This window comes from Cupriavidus sp. a3, assembly GCF_051015765.1.
Taxonomy (GTDB): Bacteria; Pseudomonadota; Gammaproteobacteria; order Burkholderiales; family Burkholderiaceae; genus Cupriavidus; species Cupriavidus oxalaticus_A.
Genome location: NZ_CP170644.1, coordinates 1,116,916 through 1,134,928, shown reverse-complemented (window position 1 = coordinate 1,134,928; position 18,013 = coordinate 1,116,916). Strand labels below are relative to the sequence as shown.

Below are 18,013 nucleotides of genomic sequence, written 5' to 3'. Positions count from 1 at the left end.
AAGGCAGATGCGCCTGGGTGCCGGGCGGCAGCGAAACGAACGCGTCGTTCGGCTCAGGCTACCGAACGGTGCCGTTCCGGGGCGTGATGCAGCGCGAGACGGCGCGCTGCATCCATGGACAGGCCAAAGCGGTCATAGAAGGCGCAGTCGAGGTCGCTATTGGCGGGCCAGCCCGCAAAGCGCGCCAGGTCGGCCGTCGCCACGTGCCCCGACATGGCTTCGAACAGCACGCGCATGAGCCGCTGCGTCCGGCACAGGTCGGTCAGTGCCGTGCCCTGCGCAAACAACGTGCGGCGCACCCGTGCTGCGGAAATGTCGAGCCGTTCGGCGATGAATGCGGCGCTCCAGGCGTATTGCGGCTGCAGGAAAACCCGCTTGGAGACTCGGTGATGCAGCGCCGCCTGTGCCGCCGCCGGCACCACGCCATGCAGTTCGAGATGGCATGCCGCGGGCTGGGCGCCGCTGCCGTCCAGATGCAGATCGATGGCTTCGAACGGCGCGACCGCCATCTCCTGGCCGGCCACCAGCAGCCGATCGAAGCCGCGCCGCCTGACCACCACCCTGCCTTGCGTGACCGCGACCGACAGCGGAAATGCCAGCAGCAGCCGCTGCAGGCTGATATGCATGGGGGACTGCAAATGGACGCGCATGGTGGCTCGGAAAGCGGTCTGTAACGATGACTATCATCGCCGCCCGCGAGAATTCCTGCCTCTGCAATTTCCGAACACCCCATTCGCCGCCACCACATGGGCTCGCTCGCACAGGCTGCCGGGACCGCGGGACTGCCCGCGGAGCCCGGTGACGCAAGCACTCAGGATGCGGCCGCCATGCCGCCATGCCGCCGCTTGCGCGGTCAGGCAGGGAAACGGCTGCCATCGGTGGCGGCATAGTACTTGCCGACCGTGGGATTGTCGGCATCGCCAACGCTGACGACGTAGGCGCCGGGCTCCAGGTCCGTGACCGGCAGGCTCGCGGACGCGCCCGGGCTGGTCTTGCCCGGCGCATCGTCGCCACCGCAGCCGGCAAGTGTCAGCAGTGCCAACAGGGGGAAAGCTGAAATAAGGCGTTTCATCGCGGCACGCCTCACTGGCCAAACAGTTCACCGAGACGCAGGCGCAGCCATTGCTGGCCCGCCGTGCGCTGGTCGAAGCCAACCTGCATGGCCGTCACGGCCACCTTGGTCTTGTAGACCACCGATTCATCTTCGGCCTGCGCGGGCGTCGGCGTACCGCCGCCGGCGCCGATGCCCAGCCCGTACGGAACGCATCCTGTCCGATATTCTCGTCAATTGAGCCGGTGCGCCCCGGACACGCCATGCGAGCCTGCGTTTCTGGCTGCCAGCGTGTGAAGGCCGGATTCTTCCCGATATCCGACGGTCCAACCGGAAGATCGCAGCCGCCGGTGCTGCGGACAGTTCGCATCAATTCCTGATAAGGACTTCCAGATGAAGCCGAACAAAGCCTGTCCGATTGTCCTGAGACGCACGCCGAACGGCCTGGAGATCCTGGCATTCGAGCATCCCCTCTCCGGACTCCAGATCATCAAGGGCAAGATCGAACCGGGTGAACCGCCGGCGGATGCCGCCGTGCGCGAGTTGCGCGAGGAGTCCGGCATTGCTGGCGTAGTGACGGCCGACCTGGGGTTGTGGGAATCCGGTCATGAAGAGCAGATATGGTCGCTGCACCTCTGCGAGCCATCGCAGCCGCTGCCGGACACCTGGGAGCACCTTACCGCCGATGATGACGGCCACGTGTTCAAATTCTTCTGGCATCCCCTGGGCGAGGCTCCATCCGATCGCTGGCATTCGCTGTACAAGGATGCGCTGTCCACCATCGAAATGCGGCTGGCACGGATTGGAAAGTCCTAGAACGACATACAGGCGTTGCTGCGCACCCTGAGCATCGCTTCCTGCCGGAAGCGGGCCTTGTACTCGCTGGCGATGGCACGTACCGCCGCCTCGCTGCGTTCGTCGGGGGCATGCGCCAGGCTGAGCACGCGTGTCGCCTCGCTGACGGCCTTGCCATCCGCGCCGCGCCATTGGCCGGAAGCCGGCCAGACCGTAAAGCCGTCCGGGAAGCGCGGTGCCACGGAGCCTTGCACAAAGGCATCCCATTCTGCCTCGGACACCGTGCCGCCGGGCTTTGCCATGCCGAAGTAGATCAGTTCGCCGATGGCCGCCTGTTCTCCGGCCGCGCATGGCGCAGCCGGTATGGCAGCGCAACCCGAAAGCGCGAATGCCAGCGCCAGCGCGATGGCAGGGGCGATCGCGATGGCATTCCCGGCACGAGACGAAGGCGAGCACCGAATCCGCATCCGTGCAGATTAGTGCAGCGACCGGCCCGCGTAAACGGTAAGGGATGCCGGAGCCGCGAACGTTCCGGCCTCCCCTCGGGCATCAGCGGCTGTCGGCGTCCAGTACCGCCTGCGCAAACGCCACCGGCGCCTCTTGCGGCGGGTTGTGGCCGATCTTGCCGCCCAGCTGGCGGTGCTCATAACGCCCGGTGAACTTGTTCGCATACGAACTGGGCGCCGGGTGCGGCGCGCCGTTCGCGTCGGCTTCCATGGTGATGGTGGGCACGCTGATCGCAGGCGCCGTGGCAAGGCGTTTCTCGAACTCGTCGAAGTGCGACTCGCCGGCCGCAAGGCCCTGTCGCCAGCGGTAGTTGTGGATGGTGATCGCCACGTGGTCGGGATTGTCGAGCGCCACGGCGCTGCGATGGAAGGTGGCATCGTCGAACTCCCACTTCGGCGACGCCAGTTTCCAGATCAGTTTGGCAAACTGGTGCGTGTATTGCTGGTAGCCAGCCTGGCCACGGTCGGTAGCGAAATAGAACTGGTACCACCATTGCAGTTCTGCCTCGGGCGGCAGCGGCTTCTTGCCGGCGGCCTGGTTGCCGATCAGGTAGCCACTGACCGAGACCAGTGCACGGCAGCGGTCCGGCCACAGCGCGGCCATGATGGCGGCGGTGCGCGCACCCCAGTCGAAGCCGGCGACCACGGCGGTCGGGATGCGCAGCGCATCCATCAGCGCGATCATGTCGGCGGCGATGGCCGAGGGCTGTCCGTTGCGCATCGTGCCGGACGACAGGAAGGTCGTCGAACCGAAGCCGCGCAGGTAGGGAACGATCACGCGATAGCCGCGTGCCGCCAGCAACGGCGCTACGTCGACGAAGCTGTGGATGTCATACGGCCAGCCGTGCAGCAGCAGCGCGACCGGGCCGTCGGCCGGCCCGGCTTCGGCATAGCCGACGTTGAGCACGCCGGCATTGACCTGGCGGAGCGCGGCGAACTTCGTATGGGTGCCTGGCGTGGTCGACGGCAACGGCGCGGTCTTGGGCAGGCCGGCTTCGGGACGGGCGGCTTGTGCCAGGCCGGCGTGCGCGGCGGCCAGCGTCAGCGCGGCAGCGCCGAGAAAGCCGCGGCGCGGCAGGTCGATGGTGTTTGACATCTCTCTCTCCTATCTGGTGATCGAACCAGGCACGAGTCTAGGAGGCGCTGGCAAGCGCAATGTGTCGGGAATCCGGCGTCTTGTATCGCTGTGTATCCGGATGTGGATGCCAGATACGCCGATACAAATACGGGCCGGAAAATCAGCCAAAAAAAGGCCGCTCCGAGGAGCGGCCCGAGTCTGGTGATATTCACCTCAGTCATTCCCGCGCAGGCGGGAATCCAGCGTCGTTGAAGTCACCGGGTTCCCGCCTGCGCGGGAACGACAGTCAACCTGGCGTCAGTCGTCCAGCAGCGACAGGTCGCGCACGGCGCCCTTGTCGGCCGACATGACCAGCTTGGCATAGGCCTTCAGCGCGGCCGACACCTTGCGCGGACGCGCCTTGGCCGGCTTCCAGCCGCGGGCGTCCTGCTCCTGGCGGCGGCGCGCCAGTTCCTCGTCGGACACCAGCACGTCGATGGTGCGGTTGGGGATGTCGATGCGGATCTTGTCGCCGTCGCGCACCAGCCCGATCGCACCGCCGGCTGCCGCCTCGGGCGAGCAGTGGCCGATCGACAGGCCCGAGGTGCCGCCCGAGAAGCGGCCGTCGGTCAGCAGCGCGCACGCCTTGCCCAGGCCCTTGGACTTGATGTAGCTGGTCGGGTACAGCATTTCCTGCATGCCGGGGCCGCCCTTGGGGCCTTCGTAGCGCACGATCACCACGTCGCCGGCCTTTACCTTGTCGTTCAGGATGTTCTCGACCGCCTCGTCCTGCGACTCGGTGACATGCGCCGTGCCCTCGAACACCAGGATGCTCTCGTCCACGCCGGCGGTCTTCACCACGCAGCCGTCGAGCGCGATGTTGCCCCTCAGCACGGCCAGGCCGCCTTCCTTGGAGAACGCATGCTCATAGGAGCGGATGCAGCCCTCGGCGCGGTCCAGGTCCAGGCTCGGCCAGCGCGTGTCCTGGCTGAACGCGACCTGCGTCGGGATGCCGGCGGGGCCGGCCATGTAGAAATGGCGGACCGCTTCGTCCTGCGTGCGGCCGATGTCCCACTGCTCCAGCGCATCCTTGAGCGAGGGGGCGTGGACCGTCGGCACGTCGGTATGCAGCTTGCCGGCGCGTTCCAGCTCGCCCAGGATCGCCATGATGCCGCCGGCGCGGTGCACGTCTTCGATGTGGTACTTGTTGGTGTTGGGCGCGACCTTGCACAGCTGCGGCACGACGCGCGAGAGGCGGTCGATGTCGTCCATGGTGAAGTCGATGCCCGCTTCCTGCGCGATCGCCAGCAGGTGCAGGATGGTGTTGGTCGAGCCGCCCATGGCGATATCCAGCGTCATGGCGTTCTCGAACGCCTTGAAGCCCACCGAGCGCGGCAGCACGCGCGCGTCTTCCTGCTCGTAGTACTGGCGTGCCAGCTCCACGATGCGGCTGCCGGCGCGCTTGAACAGTTGCTCGCGGTCGGCGTGGGTTGCCACCACGGTGCCGTTGCCCGGCAGCGAGAGGCCCAGCGCCTCGGTCAGGCAGTTCATGGAGTTGGCCGTGAACATGCCCGAGCACGAACCGCAGGTCGGGCACGCCGAGCGCTCCACCTCGGCCACGTCGGCGTCGGAATAGGCGCTGTCGGCGGCGATCACCATGGCGTCGACCAGGTCGAGCTTCTTGAACTCGACGGCCTTGGTGACGGGATTGGCCAGGCGCGTCTTGCCGGCTTCCATCGGGCCGCCGGAGACGAAGATCACCGGGATGTTGAGGCGCATCGCGGCCATCAGCATGCCCGGGGTGATCTTGTCGCAGTTGGAGATGCACACCATGGCATCGGCGCAGTGCGCGTTGACCATGTACTCGACCGAGTCGGCAATGATGTCGCGGCTGGGCAGCGAGTACAGCATGCCGTCGTGGCCCATGGCGATGCCGTCATCGACCGCGATGGTGTTGAATTCCTTGGCCACGCCGCCGGCTGCCTCGATCTCGCGCGCGACCAGCTGGCCCAGGTCCTTCAGGTGCACGTGCCCGGGCACGAACTGGGTGAACGAATTGACCACCGCGACGATGGGCTTGTTGAAATCGTCGTCTTTCATGCCGGTGGCACGCCACAGCGAGCGGGCCCCCGCCATGTTGCGGCCGGCGGTGGAGGTTTTGGAACGGTATGTGGGCATTGTTTTGCTAAGGAATGTCGCCAGAAAGGTTGCGGGCCACGGGATGAACGGCCCTGCGCGCGCCCGTGCGGACAACCTCTTGAGCTGCGCCCTGGGCAAACCGGGGATTATCCCATAACAGGTCGTGTGTCAGGCTCCGGGTCGGCGGCCGATGCGGGCCGTGGATGGGAGCGCCCCCTCGAAATGCCCGATGACGCACTTCCCTCCAACGTAAGACACCGCCCGATACACCGTATCCGGCGCGCCCCCTAGACTGGAATCGCGGGCGCTCTCGTGGCGCGGCTGAGGCGCGGAAGTCTTATGGCAACGAACCCAAGGGCGACAACGGCCAGGCGCCGCGCTGCGGAGCGGCCGGCCAGCCTTCAGGATTACCAGGAAAAGCGGAATTTCCACATTACCCCCGAGCCCGCCGGCACACGGCGCAGGGGGAAGGCGCAGCCGTTGCGCCAGCCGTTGCATTTTGTGGTGCAGAAGCACTGGGCCCGCCGCCTGCACTACGATTTCCGGCTGGAACTGGACGGCGTGCTGCTGAGCTGGGCCGTGCCCAAGGGACCCAGCTACGACCCTGCCGAAAAGCGCATTGCCATCCATGTCGAGGACCATCCGCTCGACTATGCGGATTTTGAAGGCGAGATTCCACCGAAACAGTACGGCGCCGGCTCGGTCATTGTCTGGGACCGCGGCACGTGGGCGCCGGTCGGCGACGCGCGTGAGGGCATGGCAGCCGGCAAGCTGGTGTTCGACCTGTCCGGCGAGAAGCTGGCCGGCCGCTGGGAACTGGTCCGCATCGCCAGGCCGGGCGACCAGTCGGATCAGTGGATCCTCTTCAAGAAGCGCGACGCGTGGGCGCGGCCGTTGTCGGAGTTCGATGTGCTGGCCGCGCTGCCGGACAGCGTCATCGCCAGGCCACTGGGCGCATTGAACGAATCCGGGCAAGGCCTGGTTGACGACGCGGCCGAGGCGGTCAGGCACGCGCCGCGCGCGCCGCTGCCGGCGAAGCTGGCGCCGCAGCTGGCAACGCCTTCGCCCACGCTACCGGGCGGCACCGGCTGGATCATCGAAACCAAGTTCGACGGCTACCGCATCCTGGCGCGGATCGACGATGCGCGGGTGACGCTCTTCACCCGCAACGGCCATGACTGGACCCGCAAGCTCGGCTCGCTGGCCGCCGAGATCGAGAAGCTCGATATCTCGCAAGGCTGGCTCGATGGCGAGATCGTCGTGCTGCGCGACGGCATGCCGGACTTCAATGCGCTGCAGAACGCCATCGACGGGCAGCGGCACGACGCCATTGTCTTCTTTGCCTTCGACCTGCCTTACTGGGAAGGCCGCGACCTGCGCGGCCTGCCGCTGGCGCAGCGCCGCGAAAAGCTGGCCACGCTGGTCGCCACGGGCACGGAGCGGGTCCGCTTCAGCGAGGCCTTCGATGCGCCTGCCGCGCAGATGTTCCAGGCGGCGTGCAAGCTCGGCCTGGAAGGCCTGATGTTCAAGCGCGCGGATGCGGCCTACGTTTCCGCTCGTACGCAGACCTGGCTGAAGATCAAGTGCAAGCTGCGCCAGGAGTTCGTCATCGGCGGGTTCGCGGACCGCGAAGGGTCGAAGACTGAAATCGGCAGGCTGCACCTGGGTGTCTATGACGAGGGCAACAAGGGCGAACTGCTCTACGTGGGCGGCGTCGGCACCGGCTGGGACAGCGAGATGGCCGCGAAGCTGCACAAGCGGCTGGCGGCATTGCAGGTCGACGACAGCCCGTTCGCCAACGAAGCGCGTGGCAGCCGCCGCTGGGGCCGTGGCCGTCCCGCCGTGTCGCGATGGGTCAAGCCAACGCTGGTGGCGGAGGTCGAGTTTTCCGACTGGACGCCGGAGGGCCAGGTCCGCCATGCCTGCTTCAAGGGCCTGCGCACCGACCGCCCCGCCGGGTCGGTCCGGCGCGAAGCGGTCCAGACCGCCGTGACGCCGCATGGCATGGCCGCCATCAAGGTCACCAACCCCGCGCGCGTCATCGACAAGGCCGGGGGCTTCACCAAGGTCGAACTGGTGCGCTATTACGAGAGCGTCGCCAGCCTGATGCTGCCGCACCTCGCTGAGCGCCCCTTGTCGCTGGTGCGCGCGCCGGAAGGCATCGACGGGCCGACGTTTTTCCAGAAGTATGCGGAAACGGCAATGCCGGGACTGACCGAGCGCCCCGCGTCGCTCTGGCCCGGCCACGGCGCGCTGCTGACGGCCGACTCGGCCGAAGCCATCGTCGCCGCGGCGCAGATGAATGTGGTGGAGTTCCATACCTGGAACTCCACCACACGCGATATCGACCATCCCGACCGGGTCATCTTCGATCTCGATCCCGGCGAAGGCGTGCCATGGGAATCGATGCTCGAAGCAGCCATGCTGGTGCGCACGCTGCTCGATGAGCTCGGCCTGCAGGCATGGCTGAAGACCAGCGGCGGCAAGGGACTGCATGTGGTGGTGCCGCTGGCGCCGCGCCGCTCGTACGATGAAGTCAAGGCATTCTCACGGGCGGCGGTGAAGCACCTGGCCGCCACCCTGCCCCGCCGCTTCACCGCCCGCTCCGGCGCGGCCAACCGCAAGGGGCGGATTTTTGTCGATTACCTGCGCAACGGCTTTTCCCAGACCACCGCGGCGGCGTTCTCGGCGCGGGCCAGGCCGGGGCTCGGGGTCTCGATGCCGGTGTCGTGGGAGCAACTTGGCAAGCTGAAAAGTGGCGCACAGTGGACCATCCGCGATGCCCGCGAGTACCTCAGCTTCCAGGTCGCCGACCCGTGGCAGTCCTATTGGGACAGCCGCCAGACTTTGACCGCCGCCATCGAGCGCTTAAGCTGATTCCAGCCGTACTGCATTGCGGAGACTTCCATGCCTGCCCGATCCCTCGCCTCGCTGTCCCTCTCCTTCGGCCTAGTATCGATCCCCGTCAAGCTCTACACGGCCACCGAAACCAGCTCGGCGGTGCGCTTCAACCTGCTGAGCAAGGAAGGCTCGCGCCTGAAGCAGCAGTACATCTCCGAGCAGACGCAGGAGGTGGTCGAGCGGGCCGACATGGTCAAGGGCTATGAATTCGAGAAGGGCCGCTTCGTGACCTTCTCTCCCGACGAGCTCAAGGCGCTGGAAGAAAGCGCCAGCCACATGGTCGATATCGTCGCGTTCATTCCCGAGCGAAGCGTCGATCCGCTGTACTACGACAAGGCCTATTTCATCGCGCCGGACAAGCGCGGCGGCAAGCCTTACAGCCTGCTGCGCGAAGCCATGGCCAGGACCGGGCGCTGCGCCATCGCCAAGTGGGCCGCCAAGGGCAAGTCGCATATCGTGCAGATCCGGCCGGTCGAAGGCGGGCTGGTGTTCCAGCAGCTGCTGTTCGCCGATGAAGTGCGCAATATCGCGGAACTGCATATCGATGAGGTGGCGGTCTCGGATGCCGAGCTGAAACTCGCGGTCCAGCTGATCGAGCAGGCATCGGAAGACCAGTACGACCCGGCCCAGTACAAGGACGAAGAGAAGGCCAGGGTTCTCGCCGCCATCGACGCCAAGATCGCCGGCAAGCAGATCGTGTCGCCGGAGCCGGCCGAGGTTGCCGCCGGCGGCGAGGTCATCGACCTGATGGATGCACTGCGCGCCAGCCTGTCGAAGAAGGGAGCGCCTGCGGCCAAGGGCAAGGCCGCCGCGGAAACGGCGTCCGCCCGCCGTCCCGGCAAGCGCGCCGCAACGCCGGCAGCGCCCACGCCGATCCGGCGCACCGCGAAGAAATCGGCGTGAACCGCGGCGAAGGCCTGACCACGCGGGCGCTGGAGGCGCGCCTGGGCGTATCGCGCCGGCTGATCGGCAGCCTGGTCAGCGCCGGGCTGGTCACGCCCGCGCGCGGTCCGCGCGGCGAGCATGTGTTCTCGTTCCAGGACGTGGTGCTGATCCGCACCGCGGCCTCGCTGCACCAGGCACGCGTGGCACCGGCGCAGATCCTGCGGGCGCTGCAGCGGCTCGAACGGCTGGCGCCGGACCGGCACCTGTCAGGCATGCGCATGTCCGCCAGCAGCGGCAAGGTCTCGGTGCGCGACCGGCATGGCGCGTGGCTGGTGGAGAGCGGGCAGCGGCTGATGGAATTCGAGCCGGCGCCGGACGATGTGCGCGTGGTGGAACTGGCGCGTGCCGCCGCCGGCGAAACAGCGGCCGGCCAAGCCTTTGCGCGCGCGCAGGCGCTCGAGCCCGTCGATGCCGTCGCCGCGGAAGCCGGCTACCGGCGCGCGCTGTCGCTGGCGCCCGGCATGCTGGACGCCTACCTGAACCTGGGCTGCCTGCTGTCGGACCAGCAGCGCTTCGACGACGCGATCGCGCTCTATGAAGGCGCACTGGGCTGGCTGCCGGACGCGCCGCAGCTGCATTTCAACCTGGGCGTCGCGCTGGAAGATATTGGTGCGCCGCAGTCGGCGCTGGCGGCCTACGATCGCTGCATTGCGCTTGCGCCCGGCGATGCGGATGCACATTACAACGCCGCGCGGCTGCATCATGAACTGGGGCACTTCGAGAAGGCGGTGCGGCACTTCAACCAGTATCGCAAGCTCAACCGGGCGGATTAGCAGTACGGGCGGCCGCACGGGCCGATGGCCGCGAAGTGACGCCCGCTTCAGCTGAAGCGATCCCGCATGACCAGTGCGCTGACCTTGTGGCCGTGCCAGAACATCTGGTGGATGCGGCCCTTGAGCTTGTCCAGGGTCTCGTCGTCGAGCGTGTCGAAGGTCAGCCTGACCGCGGGCCGGGTGCCGTCGCCTTCCATATGTTCGATGCTGTTGTATTCCGGGAAGCCGTACTTCACCAGGAAGGCGCCGATTTCTTCGTCGGTGACGCCGGCATCGATGTTGCTGAGCATGAGAACGGACATGGATCACCTCCGCTGTTGGTACAAGGGCGACGGACATTCCGCCGCCCGGGGCGTCATGGCTTGACCTCGGTCCACCCCGGGCCGGGGTCGAAGGACCGGATCGCAGCGGCCCTTGCCGCACTGTCCGGACCCAGGTCGCGCTCGTAGACGCGGCCGTCGTGGCTCACCATGAAGCTCTTGACGCCGGTATCCCCGTACCGCAGCGGCCAGGCGATCACCGCAAACCCGCCAAAGAGCTTGCCATCGACGACATAGTCATACTTGCCGCCCGGCGCGTGCGCGCCCTGCGACGTCAGCAGCCGGTAGCGGTAGCCATGGTAGCCCGCGCCCGGCGCGCTGCGATGCTCCGCGCTGAGAAAGGCGGGGCCCAGCGGGCTTTCCGGTTCGCCGGGGCGCGTTGGCCAGTACAGGCCATCGTGCTTGCCGGGCGAGCTGACCAGCTTCGAGGCGTACGCTGTCACGCCGCGGTCCTGGCGCATCAGCTGCGCATATTCGTTCTGCGCGTCGCACACGGCGAGCAAGGTCTGCATCACCGACAGTTCGTTGCGGCCGATGCGGCGCAGGCGCATCTCATCGACGCCGGCGCGCGTGTCGAAATGCCAGCCCTTGGCAGTCTTCACCAGCGGCACCGGCATGGTCCAGCCGTCATTGCCCGCGGCAATGCGGGCGCGGTCTGGCCCGTCGGGTCGGATTGCGTGCGACTGGTGCCATGCCTCAAGGAACCTGTAGCGGATCTCGGCGCCGACCGGCGGGATCAGGTCGGTATAGCGGGCGCCGAGCAGCGACTTCATGGCGGCGTCGTCGCTGGTGGCAACCGCTTCGCCGAATGCGTTCATTGCCGCCTCGGGCGTGGCGAAACTCTTCTGCGCGTAGGCCGGCGCCGCCGCCAGGGCGAGCAGCAGCCCTCCAAGGGACAACGCCTTGCGGCAGGGCCAGGCCAGGCCCGATCGTTGCGTGCGCTGCATATCGCTGTCCCCCGCTCAACGCCGTCCGCCACCACGGCCACCGCCACCACCACCGCGGCCACCGCCGAAGCCCCCGCCGCCACGGCCGCCGCCGCCGCCGCTGAAGCCGCCACCGCCGCCACGCTGACCGCCACCGTCGCGGAACGAGGCTGACTGCGTGCTGGCGCGGCCGCGGTCGAAGTCACGCTGCGCGGCCGCGCCTCCGCCGCCTACGCCCTGGAATGCGTTGTCGCGACCACCGCCAGCGGACCGGTCCGAAGCGCGAGCCCGGTCGGACGCCCCGGCGCGATCGGACACCCCTGCCCGGTCGGACACGCCGGCGCGATCGCCCGCACCGCCACGATTGCCACCTCTGTCCGCGACGCTGCCGCGATCGCCAACACCGCCGCGGTCGCCAACACCGCCGCGGTCGCCAACACCGCCGCGGTCGCCAACGCCGCCGCGGTCACCGACGCCGCCGCGCCCACCGCGATCCCCGCCCGCCATGCGGTCGGACACGCCACCCGCGCCTTCGCGGCCGCGGAACTCGTTGCGGCGGTTGGCGGCAGCCGCATCACGCCCGCCAAACCTTTCGCTCGTCGCGTTATCCCGGTACGCCACCCCTTTGCGGTGCGAGGCGTCGTGCTGCCATTTCCCTCCGCCCTGCACCTTGGTGCGGTCGAAATTGCGATCGATATTGGCAGCCTTGTTGACGTTGATGTTGACGTCGCCCCCGCCCCAGTTGCAGTTGCCGAAAATCGCGCCCGCAGCGGCCAGGCCAACGCCCCAGGCAAAGCCGGTCATCAGCGCGGCGCCGGGATAGTAGGCGGGATAAGGGGGCCAGTAATACGGCGGGTAGGAGGGATAGCTCCAGGCGCCATACACCACCGTCGGGTTGTAGGCCGGCACATAGATGACTTCCGGGTTCGCCGGCTCGATCCGCACGATGGTTTGCGCCGGCGCTGCCGACTGCGCTGCCTGTGCCGACGGCGCCGGCGCAGGTTCTACAATGACGTTCTGCTGCTCGTTCGACTTGAGATTGCCCGATTGCTGCGCGCGCGCCCGCAACCGCTGCACGGCGTCGAGCACTTCCTTCTCCTGGCCGATGAAAGCGTCGCCCAGCTTCTGCGTCCAGTCGAGCTTGTCGCTCATGGGCTCCAGCACCTGCGGGAACGCCACCAGCGACTTGACGCTGACATCCCAGCTCTGGCTCTCGACCGCTTTCAGCGCGGCGTCACCCTTCACCTTGGGATTGGCCTTGACCCAGCGTGCCGCCTGCACGATCTCGAGCGGATAGGTGGAGGCCATCAGCACCTGCGACAGCACCGAATCGGGATAGAGGGCGATGGGTGCAACCAGGGCCTCGAGTTCTTCCGGCTTGAACGGTGCCGGCTGGGCTGGCGCATTCTGCGCATGGGCACTCAGCGCCAGCCATGCCAGGCCCGCGCACAGGCAGGCGCCGACACGGCGCCAAAGACGCATTTCCCGCCCCTCCATGGCCGTCTCCCTTGCCCCGTCGCCGAGCGCCGTTACGGGGCTCAACTTCCGGCCTGCCGTCCGCTCCGTGTCCGCGCCAGGCCTGGAAAAGGTAATTAGCGATCACGATGTATTGCCCTGACAAACTATAGGTGCCGGCGCCGCCTCCAGAGATGAAAACTTTGCGAAAGTGAAATAGGAAAAACTTTTGCCGCCCGCCGGTCCGGACAACGCGGCCAATGCCCGCGGTTTTGCTATTGTGATGAGGTGCCGCATGACACAGGCCGGGCCGCCGTATGCCTTGCCACCTCTCCCGATGCTCGAACCCTATGGACCTATGGAGGAGAACCATGGCCAAGCATAAAGACAAGCGCCACGACAAGGACAGGGAGCAGGCCGCGGCCGAGACCGAGCCGCCACGCCCGCGCGATGACGCCGAGGACCGGCAGGACGAAGGGCGGGAGCCGCTGCAGGAACGCATGTCCGAGAAGGACTACCAGAAGGAGCTTCGCCACCTGCACGGCGAACTGGTCAAGCTGCAGCGCTGGGTGCAGGCGAGCGGCACCAAGGTCTGCGTGCTCTTCGAAGGCCGCGACGGCGCCGGCAAGGGCGGCACCATCAAGGCGCTCACCGAACGCGTCAGCCCGCGCGTGTTCCGCGTGGTCGCGTTGCCGGCCCCGACCGATCGCGAAAAGAGCCAGATGTACATGCAACGCTATCTGCCGTATCTGCCCGCGGCAGGCGAGATCGTGATCTTCGACCGCAGCTGGTACAACCGTGCCGGCGTCGAGCGTGTGATGGGATTCTGCACCGAGACCCAGGCCGAGGAGTTCCTGCGCGCCGTCCCGCTGGTGGAGCGGGCCATCGTCAATTCCGGCATTATCCTGATCAAGTACTGGCTGGAAGTCAGCCCCGAAGAGCAGACGCGCCGCCTGAAAGGACGCATCCACGACGACCGCAAGACCTGGAAGCTCACCGACATGGACCTGCGCTCGTACAGCCGCTGGTACGACTATTCGCGCGCGCGCGACGCCATGTTCGAGGCGTCCGACAGCGACTTCGCGCCGTGGTACGTCGCCGATTCCAATGACAAGCGGCGGGCGCGGCTGAACATCATCCGGCACATGCTGGACCGGATCCCGTACCAGGAGATCGAGCGCAAGCCGGTCAAGCTGCCGGCCCGGCAGAAGGCGCACGGATACCAGGAGCCCCACTACCCCTACCGGCATGTGGAGTCGCGGTATTAGTACGAGGAGTACGAGGCAGCCGTCGGCCTAGTCGCGCAGCTTGCGCGACTTCCAGTCGCCGTTCTTCTCCTTGCAATACCAGCCGGTCCAGCTCTCGGACACGCCGGCACGGCGGAACTCGCTGTGCAGCTGCCGGCACCGGTCGCCATGGTCCTGCCGGGAACGCAGCGGCGTGAATGCGCCTTCGACCTTGCGCTCGCGGGTGTCCGGCGGCAGCGTGAACGGCACGCGCGCACCGTCGGCCCCCTGGTCCAGCGTCCTGCGGAAGACGTCGTTCAGCACGTCGAACTGCTTCTGGGTCAGCGTGCCGACAACAGTGCCGGAAAGATAGTGATCAAAGTAGGCAAAGGCCGTCCCTGCCGGCGCCAGCGCGGCAAGGCACGCGCCGGCGCATGCCAGCGCGGGCAAGACCCGGAATCGGCGGTTCATGTAAGGCTCCTTCGACGTGGTGCCCTGGCAAGCGTGGCGTGAGCTGCAGGCGCTGGCGCCGGCCGCGTACGGCATCAGTCTTCCTTGCCAAGGTAATCATCGACCGCGCTGCCCACGGTAGGGTGGAACTTGTCGCCGAACGCTTCCATCAGCTCGAAGCGCTTGAGCTTGTCGCGCACCGGGTCCTTCATCTCGGCGAAATGCAGGTCGATGCCGCGCTCGCGCAAACAGGCGCTCAGATCGCGCAGCATGTCGGCCGACGTGACGTCGACGCTGGTCACCGGTTCGGCGGCGACCACCACGCGGCGCACCGGCGTCGGCGAGGCGTCGATCGCTTCCATCAGGCGTTCCTGGAACAGCTCGGCGTTGGCAAAGAACAGCGGCGCGTCCCAGCGGAACAGCACCAGTCCGTCGATCCGCCTGGCCTCAGGGTAGCGCTCGGTATCGTGGTACCCGCGCAGCCCCTCCACCTTCCCCAGCACGGCATAGTGCGGCCGCCAGCCGTCCCAGAGGAATTCGATCACGGCGATCACCACGGCCAGGAAAATGCCCTGGATGGTGCCGAACACGGCCACCGCAGCGAAGCACACCATGGACAGCCAGAACTCCCATTGCTGGATGCGGTAGATGCGCCTCAGGTCGGCGAACTCGAACAGGCCGATGGCCGCGGCGATCACCACCGCGGCCAGCGCGCTGCTCGGCAGGTACTGCAACAGGTTGGGCGCGAACATCAGCAGCACGGCCACGGCCAGCGCGCCCACCACGCCGGTGACCTGGGTCTTGGAGCCGGCGGCTTCGGCCACTGGCGTGCGCGAGGCGCTGCTGCTGATCGGAAAGCCCTGGAACAGTCCCGCCGCCAGGTTGGCGGCACCCAGCCCCACCATTTCCTGGTTGGGGTCCACGCGGGTATTGGTGCGCGCGGCATAGGTGCGCGACAGCACGCTGGTGTCCGCGAAGGCGATCAGCGCCACCGCGCATCCCCCCAGCACGATCTTCATCAGGTCGGCGCCGTCCAGCCACGGCACGACAAAGGCGGGCAGCCCCTGCGGCGTCTTGCCCAGCACTTTCACCCCATGCTGGTCCAGGCCGAACATGCTCACCGCGAGCGTGGCGAGGACCACCGCGATCAGGATGCCCGGCACGCGCTCGAAGCGCTTCAGGGCCAGGATCAGGGCCAGGCTGCCGGCGCCGACGGCAAAGCTGTACCAGTTGGTCTGCCCGGCCACGATGGCGCTGCCCAGCGCAACCATCTCCCGCAGCGGCCCGGCATCCTCGACCGGGATGGCGAACAGCTTGGGCAGCTGGCTCACCAGCACGGTCAGGGCGATGCCGTTCATATACCCGTAGCGGATCGGCTTGGACAATAGTTCGGCGACGAAGCCGAGGCGCAGCAGCCCCATCACGATGCAGACCACGCCCGAGACCACGGCCATCATGCTGGCCACCAGCACGGCACGCGCCGGATCGCCGCCGGCAACCTGCAGCACCACGGCCAGGATCGGCGCGGCCAATGCCGAGTCCGGGCCCAGCACCAGGATCCGGCTCGGCCCGAACAAGGCGTAGACCAGCAGCGGGACCATGGTGGCGTAGAGCCCGTAGACGCCGGGCACGCCGGAGGCCTCGGCGTAGGCGATGCCGACCGGCATCAGCATGGTGGTCAGCACCAGCCCCGCCGCCAGGTCCCGCGGCAACCAGTCCGGCCGGTAGGACTTCAGCATCCGGACGCCTGGCAGCCAGCGCAGCCACCCGGCGGCCTTGCCATCGTCTCGTCCTGCGAAGGGCGTCAGTTTCCCGGATTCCATGGCAGCCTTAATTGTCCGATACGCATCGAATATAGGCGTTGGCGGCACAGTCTTGCCATGCCGCGGGTGGGTTACTTGCCGGCGGCGCCAGACGCGGGCGGTGCCACGGCTCGCGCCCCGCTCGCCCGCCCTCCTCGTTTTCCCGCACTGTCCCTGAATGCAAAAACGTTGTCCCGGAAAGCCAAACCGGAGACAGCCAATCTTAGATACTTCGCGGGTCGCAACCGACCTGCGCCCGCCGCCTGCAAGAGCATTGCCTCCCCTGCTGGCGTAGCCGTGGCCACTACTGGAAGAGCTTTCATGATCGGGCAACCCACTAACACCCATCGCGCAATTGCAACGCCCTCGGGCAAGGCATCGCAATCCGGCCTCTACGGCTGGATCGTCTTTGCCCTGAGCTTTGGCCTGCTGCTGTCGGACTACATGTCCCGCCAGGTACTGAACGCGGTATTCCCCCTGCTGAAGGCCGAGTGGTCGCTGAGTGACACCGAGCTCGGTGCGCTGGGCGGCATCGTGGCGCTGATGGTGGGCTTGCTGACGTTCCCGCTGTCGATCCTGGCGGACCGCTGGGGCCGGGTCAGGAGCCTGGTGCTGATGGCGGCGCTGTGGAGCCTGGCCACGCTGGGCTGCGCGCTGGCGAACAACTTCGGCGAGATGTTCATCGCGCGCCTGTGCGTGGGCATCGGCGAGGCGGCCTACGGCAGCGTCGGCATTGCCGTGGTGCTGTCGGTGTTTCCGCGCCACCTGCGGGCGAGCCTGAGTTCGGCCTTTATCGCCGGCGGCGCGTTCGGCTCCGTGCTGGGCATGGCGCTGGGCGGTGCGTTGTCGGCCCATTTCGGCTGGCGCTGGGCCTTTGCCGGCATGGCGCTGTTCGGGCTGGTGCTGGTGGCGGTGTTCCGCCTGGTCGTGACCGAACCGCGGCTGCAGGCCCGGCGCAAGGCGCTGGGCGAGGACGCCGAGACCGCATCGCGCGAGCCTGCCCTGGCCATGCGCCCGCTGCTCTCCGCGCTGTTCTCGGCGCGCTCGATCCTCTGCGCCTATGTCGGCAGCGCCATGCAACTGCTGGTGATGGGCGCCCTGATCACCTGGATGCCGAGCTACCTGGCGCGCTACTACGGCATGGCCACCGATCGCGCCGGGGTGGTCGCGGCGGGCTTCGTGCTGGCCGGCGGCGTCGGCATGGTGCTGTGCGGGGCGATGACCGACTGGATCGCCCGCCAGGCGCCTTGCCGCAAGTGGGCGGTCGCGGTGACCTACAGTCTGATCTGCTGCGGCCTGCTGCTGACGGCGTTCCGGCTCCCCGCGGGCAGCCTGCAACTGGCGCTGATCGGTGCGGGCATGCTGTTTGTCGGCGGCACCGCCGGCCCCGCCAGCGCCGCGGTCGCCAACCTGACGCGCCCGGCCATCCATGCCACCGCCTTTGCCACGCTCACGCTGGCCAACAACCTGCTGGGCCTGGCGCCCGGACCGTTCGTCACCGGCCTGCTCGCCGACCACATCGGCCTGCAAGGCGCATTGCAGTGGGTGCCGCTGGCGTCTCTGGTCGCCGCCGCCGCCTTCCTTGCCGGCCGCCGCTACTACGCAGCCGACCTGCGCCGCCTGGAGAGCCGGAACGAAGACGCCGCTCCCGCAACTTCTCACTGATC

16 protein-coding genes are annotated in these 18,013 nt (G+C 67.5%); 6 read left to right on the top strand and 10 right to left on the bottom strand.

The features are described 5' to 3' along the window. Positions 1-53: 53 nt before the first annotated feature. Together ACAD63_RS26985 and ACAD63_RS26980 are read right to left on the bottom strand one after the other, a co-directional pair. Positions 54-626: an AraC family transcriptional regulator gene (locus ACAD63_RS26985; protein WP_240745794.1), complete on the bottom strand. Its 573-nt coding sequence runs from the start codon at positions 624-626 to the stop codon at positions 54-56. A gap of 227 nt (positions 627-853) precedes the next feature. After that, the gene (locus ACAD63_RS26980) at positions 854-1,072 is read right to left on the bottom strand and encodes a hypothetical protein (RefSeq protein WP_255519944.1); all 219 of its coding nucleotides are present in this window, start codon (positions 1,070-1,072) and stop codon (positions 854-856) included. Between the two features lie 372 nt (positions 1,073-1,444). Here ACAD63_RS26980 and ACAD63_RS26975 point away from each other — a divergent pair, with 372 nt between their 5' ends. Beyond that, complete coding sequence (locus tag ACAD63_RS26975) at positions 1,445-1,867, top strand: NUDIX hydrolase (RefSeq protein ID WP_133094644.1); 423 nt, start codon at positions 1,445-1,447, stop codon at positions 1,865-1,867. Here the strand turns inward: ACAD63_RS26975 and ACAD63_RS26970 are convergent. The 3 genes from ACAD63_RS26970 to ilvD all read right to left on the bottom strand — a co-directional run bounded on the left by ACAD63_RS26970 (position 1,864) and on the right by ilvD (position 5,587). Next, on the bottom strand, positions 1,864-2,148 hold the full coding sequence (locus tag ACAD63_RS26970; protein ID WP_240745795.1) for a DUF3574 domain-containing protein: 285 nt from the start codon (positions 2,146-2,148) through the stop codon (positions 1,864-1,866). The genes ACAD63_RS26975 and ACAD63_RS26970 overlap by 4 nt on opposite strands. Before the next feature lie 247 nt (positions 2,149-2,395). Beyond that, on the bottom strand, positions 2,396-3,448 hold the full coding sequence (locus ACAD63_RS26965) for an alpha/beta fold hydrolase (RefSeq protein ID WP_135702720.1): 1,053 nt from the start codon (positions 3,446-3,448) through the stop codon (positions 2,396-2,398). 279 nt (positions 3,449-3,727) lie between these two features. Beyond that, positions 3,728-5,587, bottom strand: coding sequence for a dihydroxy-acid dehydratase (ilvD, locus tag ACAD63_RS26960; RefSeq protein ID WP_133094641.1), 1,860 nt, complete (start codon positions 5,585-5,587; stop codon positions 3,728-3,730). Between the two features lie 300 nt (positions 5,588-5,887). Between ilvD and ligD the strand changes: the two genes are divergently transcribed. From ligD to ACAD63_RS26945, 3 genes are read left to right on the top strand one after another with little or no spacing between them, the layout of a single operon-like run. Then, positions 5,888-8,425 (top strand): DNA ligase D, encoded by a 2,538-nt coding sequence (gene ligD, locus ACAD63_RS26955; RefSeq protein ID WP_135702722.1) that lies wholly within the window; start codon positions 5,888-5,890, stop codon positions 8,423-8,425. 30 nt (positions 8,426-8,455) lie between these two features. Beyond that, the gene (locus tag ACAD63_RS26950) at positions 8,456-9,352 is read left to right on the top strand and encodes a Ku protein (protein ID WP_135702723.1); all 897 of its coding nucleotides are present in this window, start codon (positions 8,456-8,458) and stop codon (positions 9,350-9,352) included. Then, on the top strand, positions 9,349-10,167 hold the full coding sequence (locus ACAD63_RS26945; protein ID WP_135702724.1) for a tetratricopeptide repeat protein: 819 nt from the start codon (positions 9,349-9,351) through the stop codon (positions 10,165-10,167). The genes ACAD63_RS26950 and ACAD63_RS26945 overlap by 4 nt, the downstream gene beginning before the upstream one ends. A 47-nt stretch (positions 10,168-10,214) precedes the next feature. On the opposite strand, the gene ACAD63_RS26940 is transcribed toward ACAD63_RS26945, so the two are convergent. From ACAD63_RS26940 to ACAD63_RS26930, 3 genes are read right to left on the bottom strand one after another with little or no spacing between them, the layout of a single operon-like run. Further along, positions 10,215-10,469, bottom strand: a complete 255-nt coding sequence (locus tag ACAD63_RS26940; protein ID WP_133094637.1) for an RNA-binding protein — start codon at positions 10,467-10,469, stop codon at positions 10,215-10,217. A gap of 53 nt (positions 10,470-10,522) precedes the next feature. After that, entirely contained in the window at positions 10,523-11,434 is a 912-nt protein-coding gene (locus ACAD63_RS26935; RefSeq protein ID WP_135702725.1) for a DUF2950 domain-containing protein, read from the bottom strand. A 15-nt stretch (positions 11,435-11,449) separates the two neighbouring features. Next, positions 11,450-12,895 carry a DUF3300 domain-containing protein gene (locus ACAD63_RS26930; protein ID WP_240745796.1) on the bottom strand — a complete coding sequence of 482 codons (1,446 nt, stop codon included), beginning with the start codon at positions 12,893-12,895 and terminating at the stop codon, positions 11,450-11,452. 344 nt (positions 12,896-13,239) lie between these two features. Here ACAD63_RS26930 and ppk2 point away from each other — a divergent pair, with 344 nt between their 5' ends. After that, positions 13,240-14,136, top strand: a complete 897-nt coding sequence (gene ppk2, locus ACAD63_RS26925) for a polyphosphate kinase 2 (RefSeq protein WP_135702727.1) — start codon at positions 13,240-13,242, stop codon at positions 14,134-14,136. Between the two features lie 27 nt (positions 14,137-14,163). Here ppk2 and ACAD63_RS26920 read toward each other — a convergent pair whose 3' ends face one another. Then, positions 14,164-14,565 (bottom strand): hypothetical protein, encoded by a 402-nt coding sequence (locus tag ACAD63_RS26920; protein ID WP_135702728.1) that lies wholly within the window; start codon positions 14,563-14,565, stop codon positions 14,164-14,166. A 74-nt stretch (positions 14,566-14,639) separates the two neighbouring features. Beyond that, complete coding sequence (locus ACAD63_RS26915) at positions 14,640-16,367, bottom strand: SulP family inorganic anion transporter (protein ID WP_133094632.1); 1,728 nt, start codon at positions 16,365-16,367, stop codon at positions 14,640-14,642. Between the two features lie 300 nt (positions 16,368-16,667). Here ACAD63_RS26915 and ACAD63_RS26910 point away from each other — a divergent pair, with 300 nt between their 5' ends. After that, complete coding sequence (locus ACAD63_RS26910; RefSeq protein ID WP_434034635.1) at positions 16,668-18,011, top strand: MFS transporter; 1,344 nt, start codon at positions 16,668-16,670, stop codon at positions 18,009-18,011. The last annotated feature ends 2 nt before the right edge of the window (positions 18,012-18,013 follow it).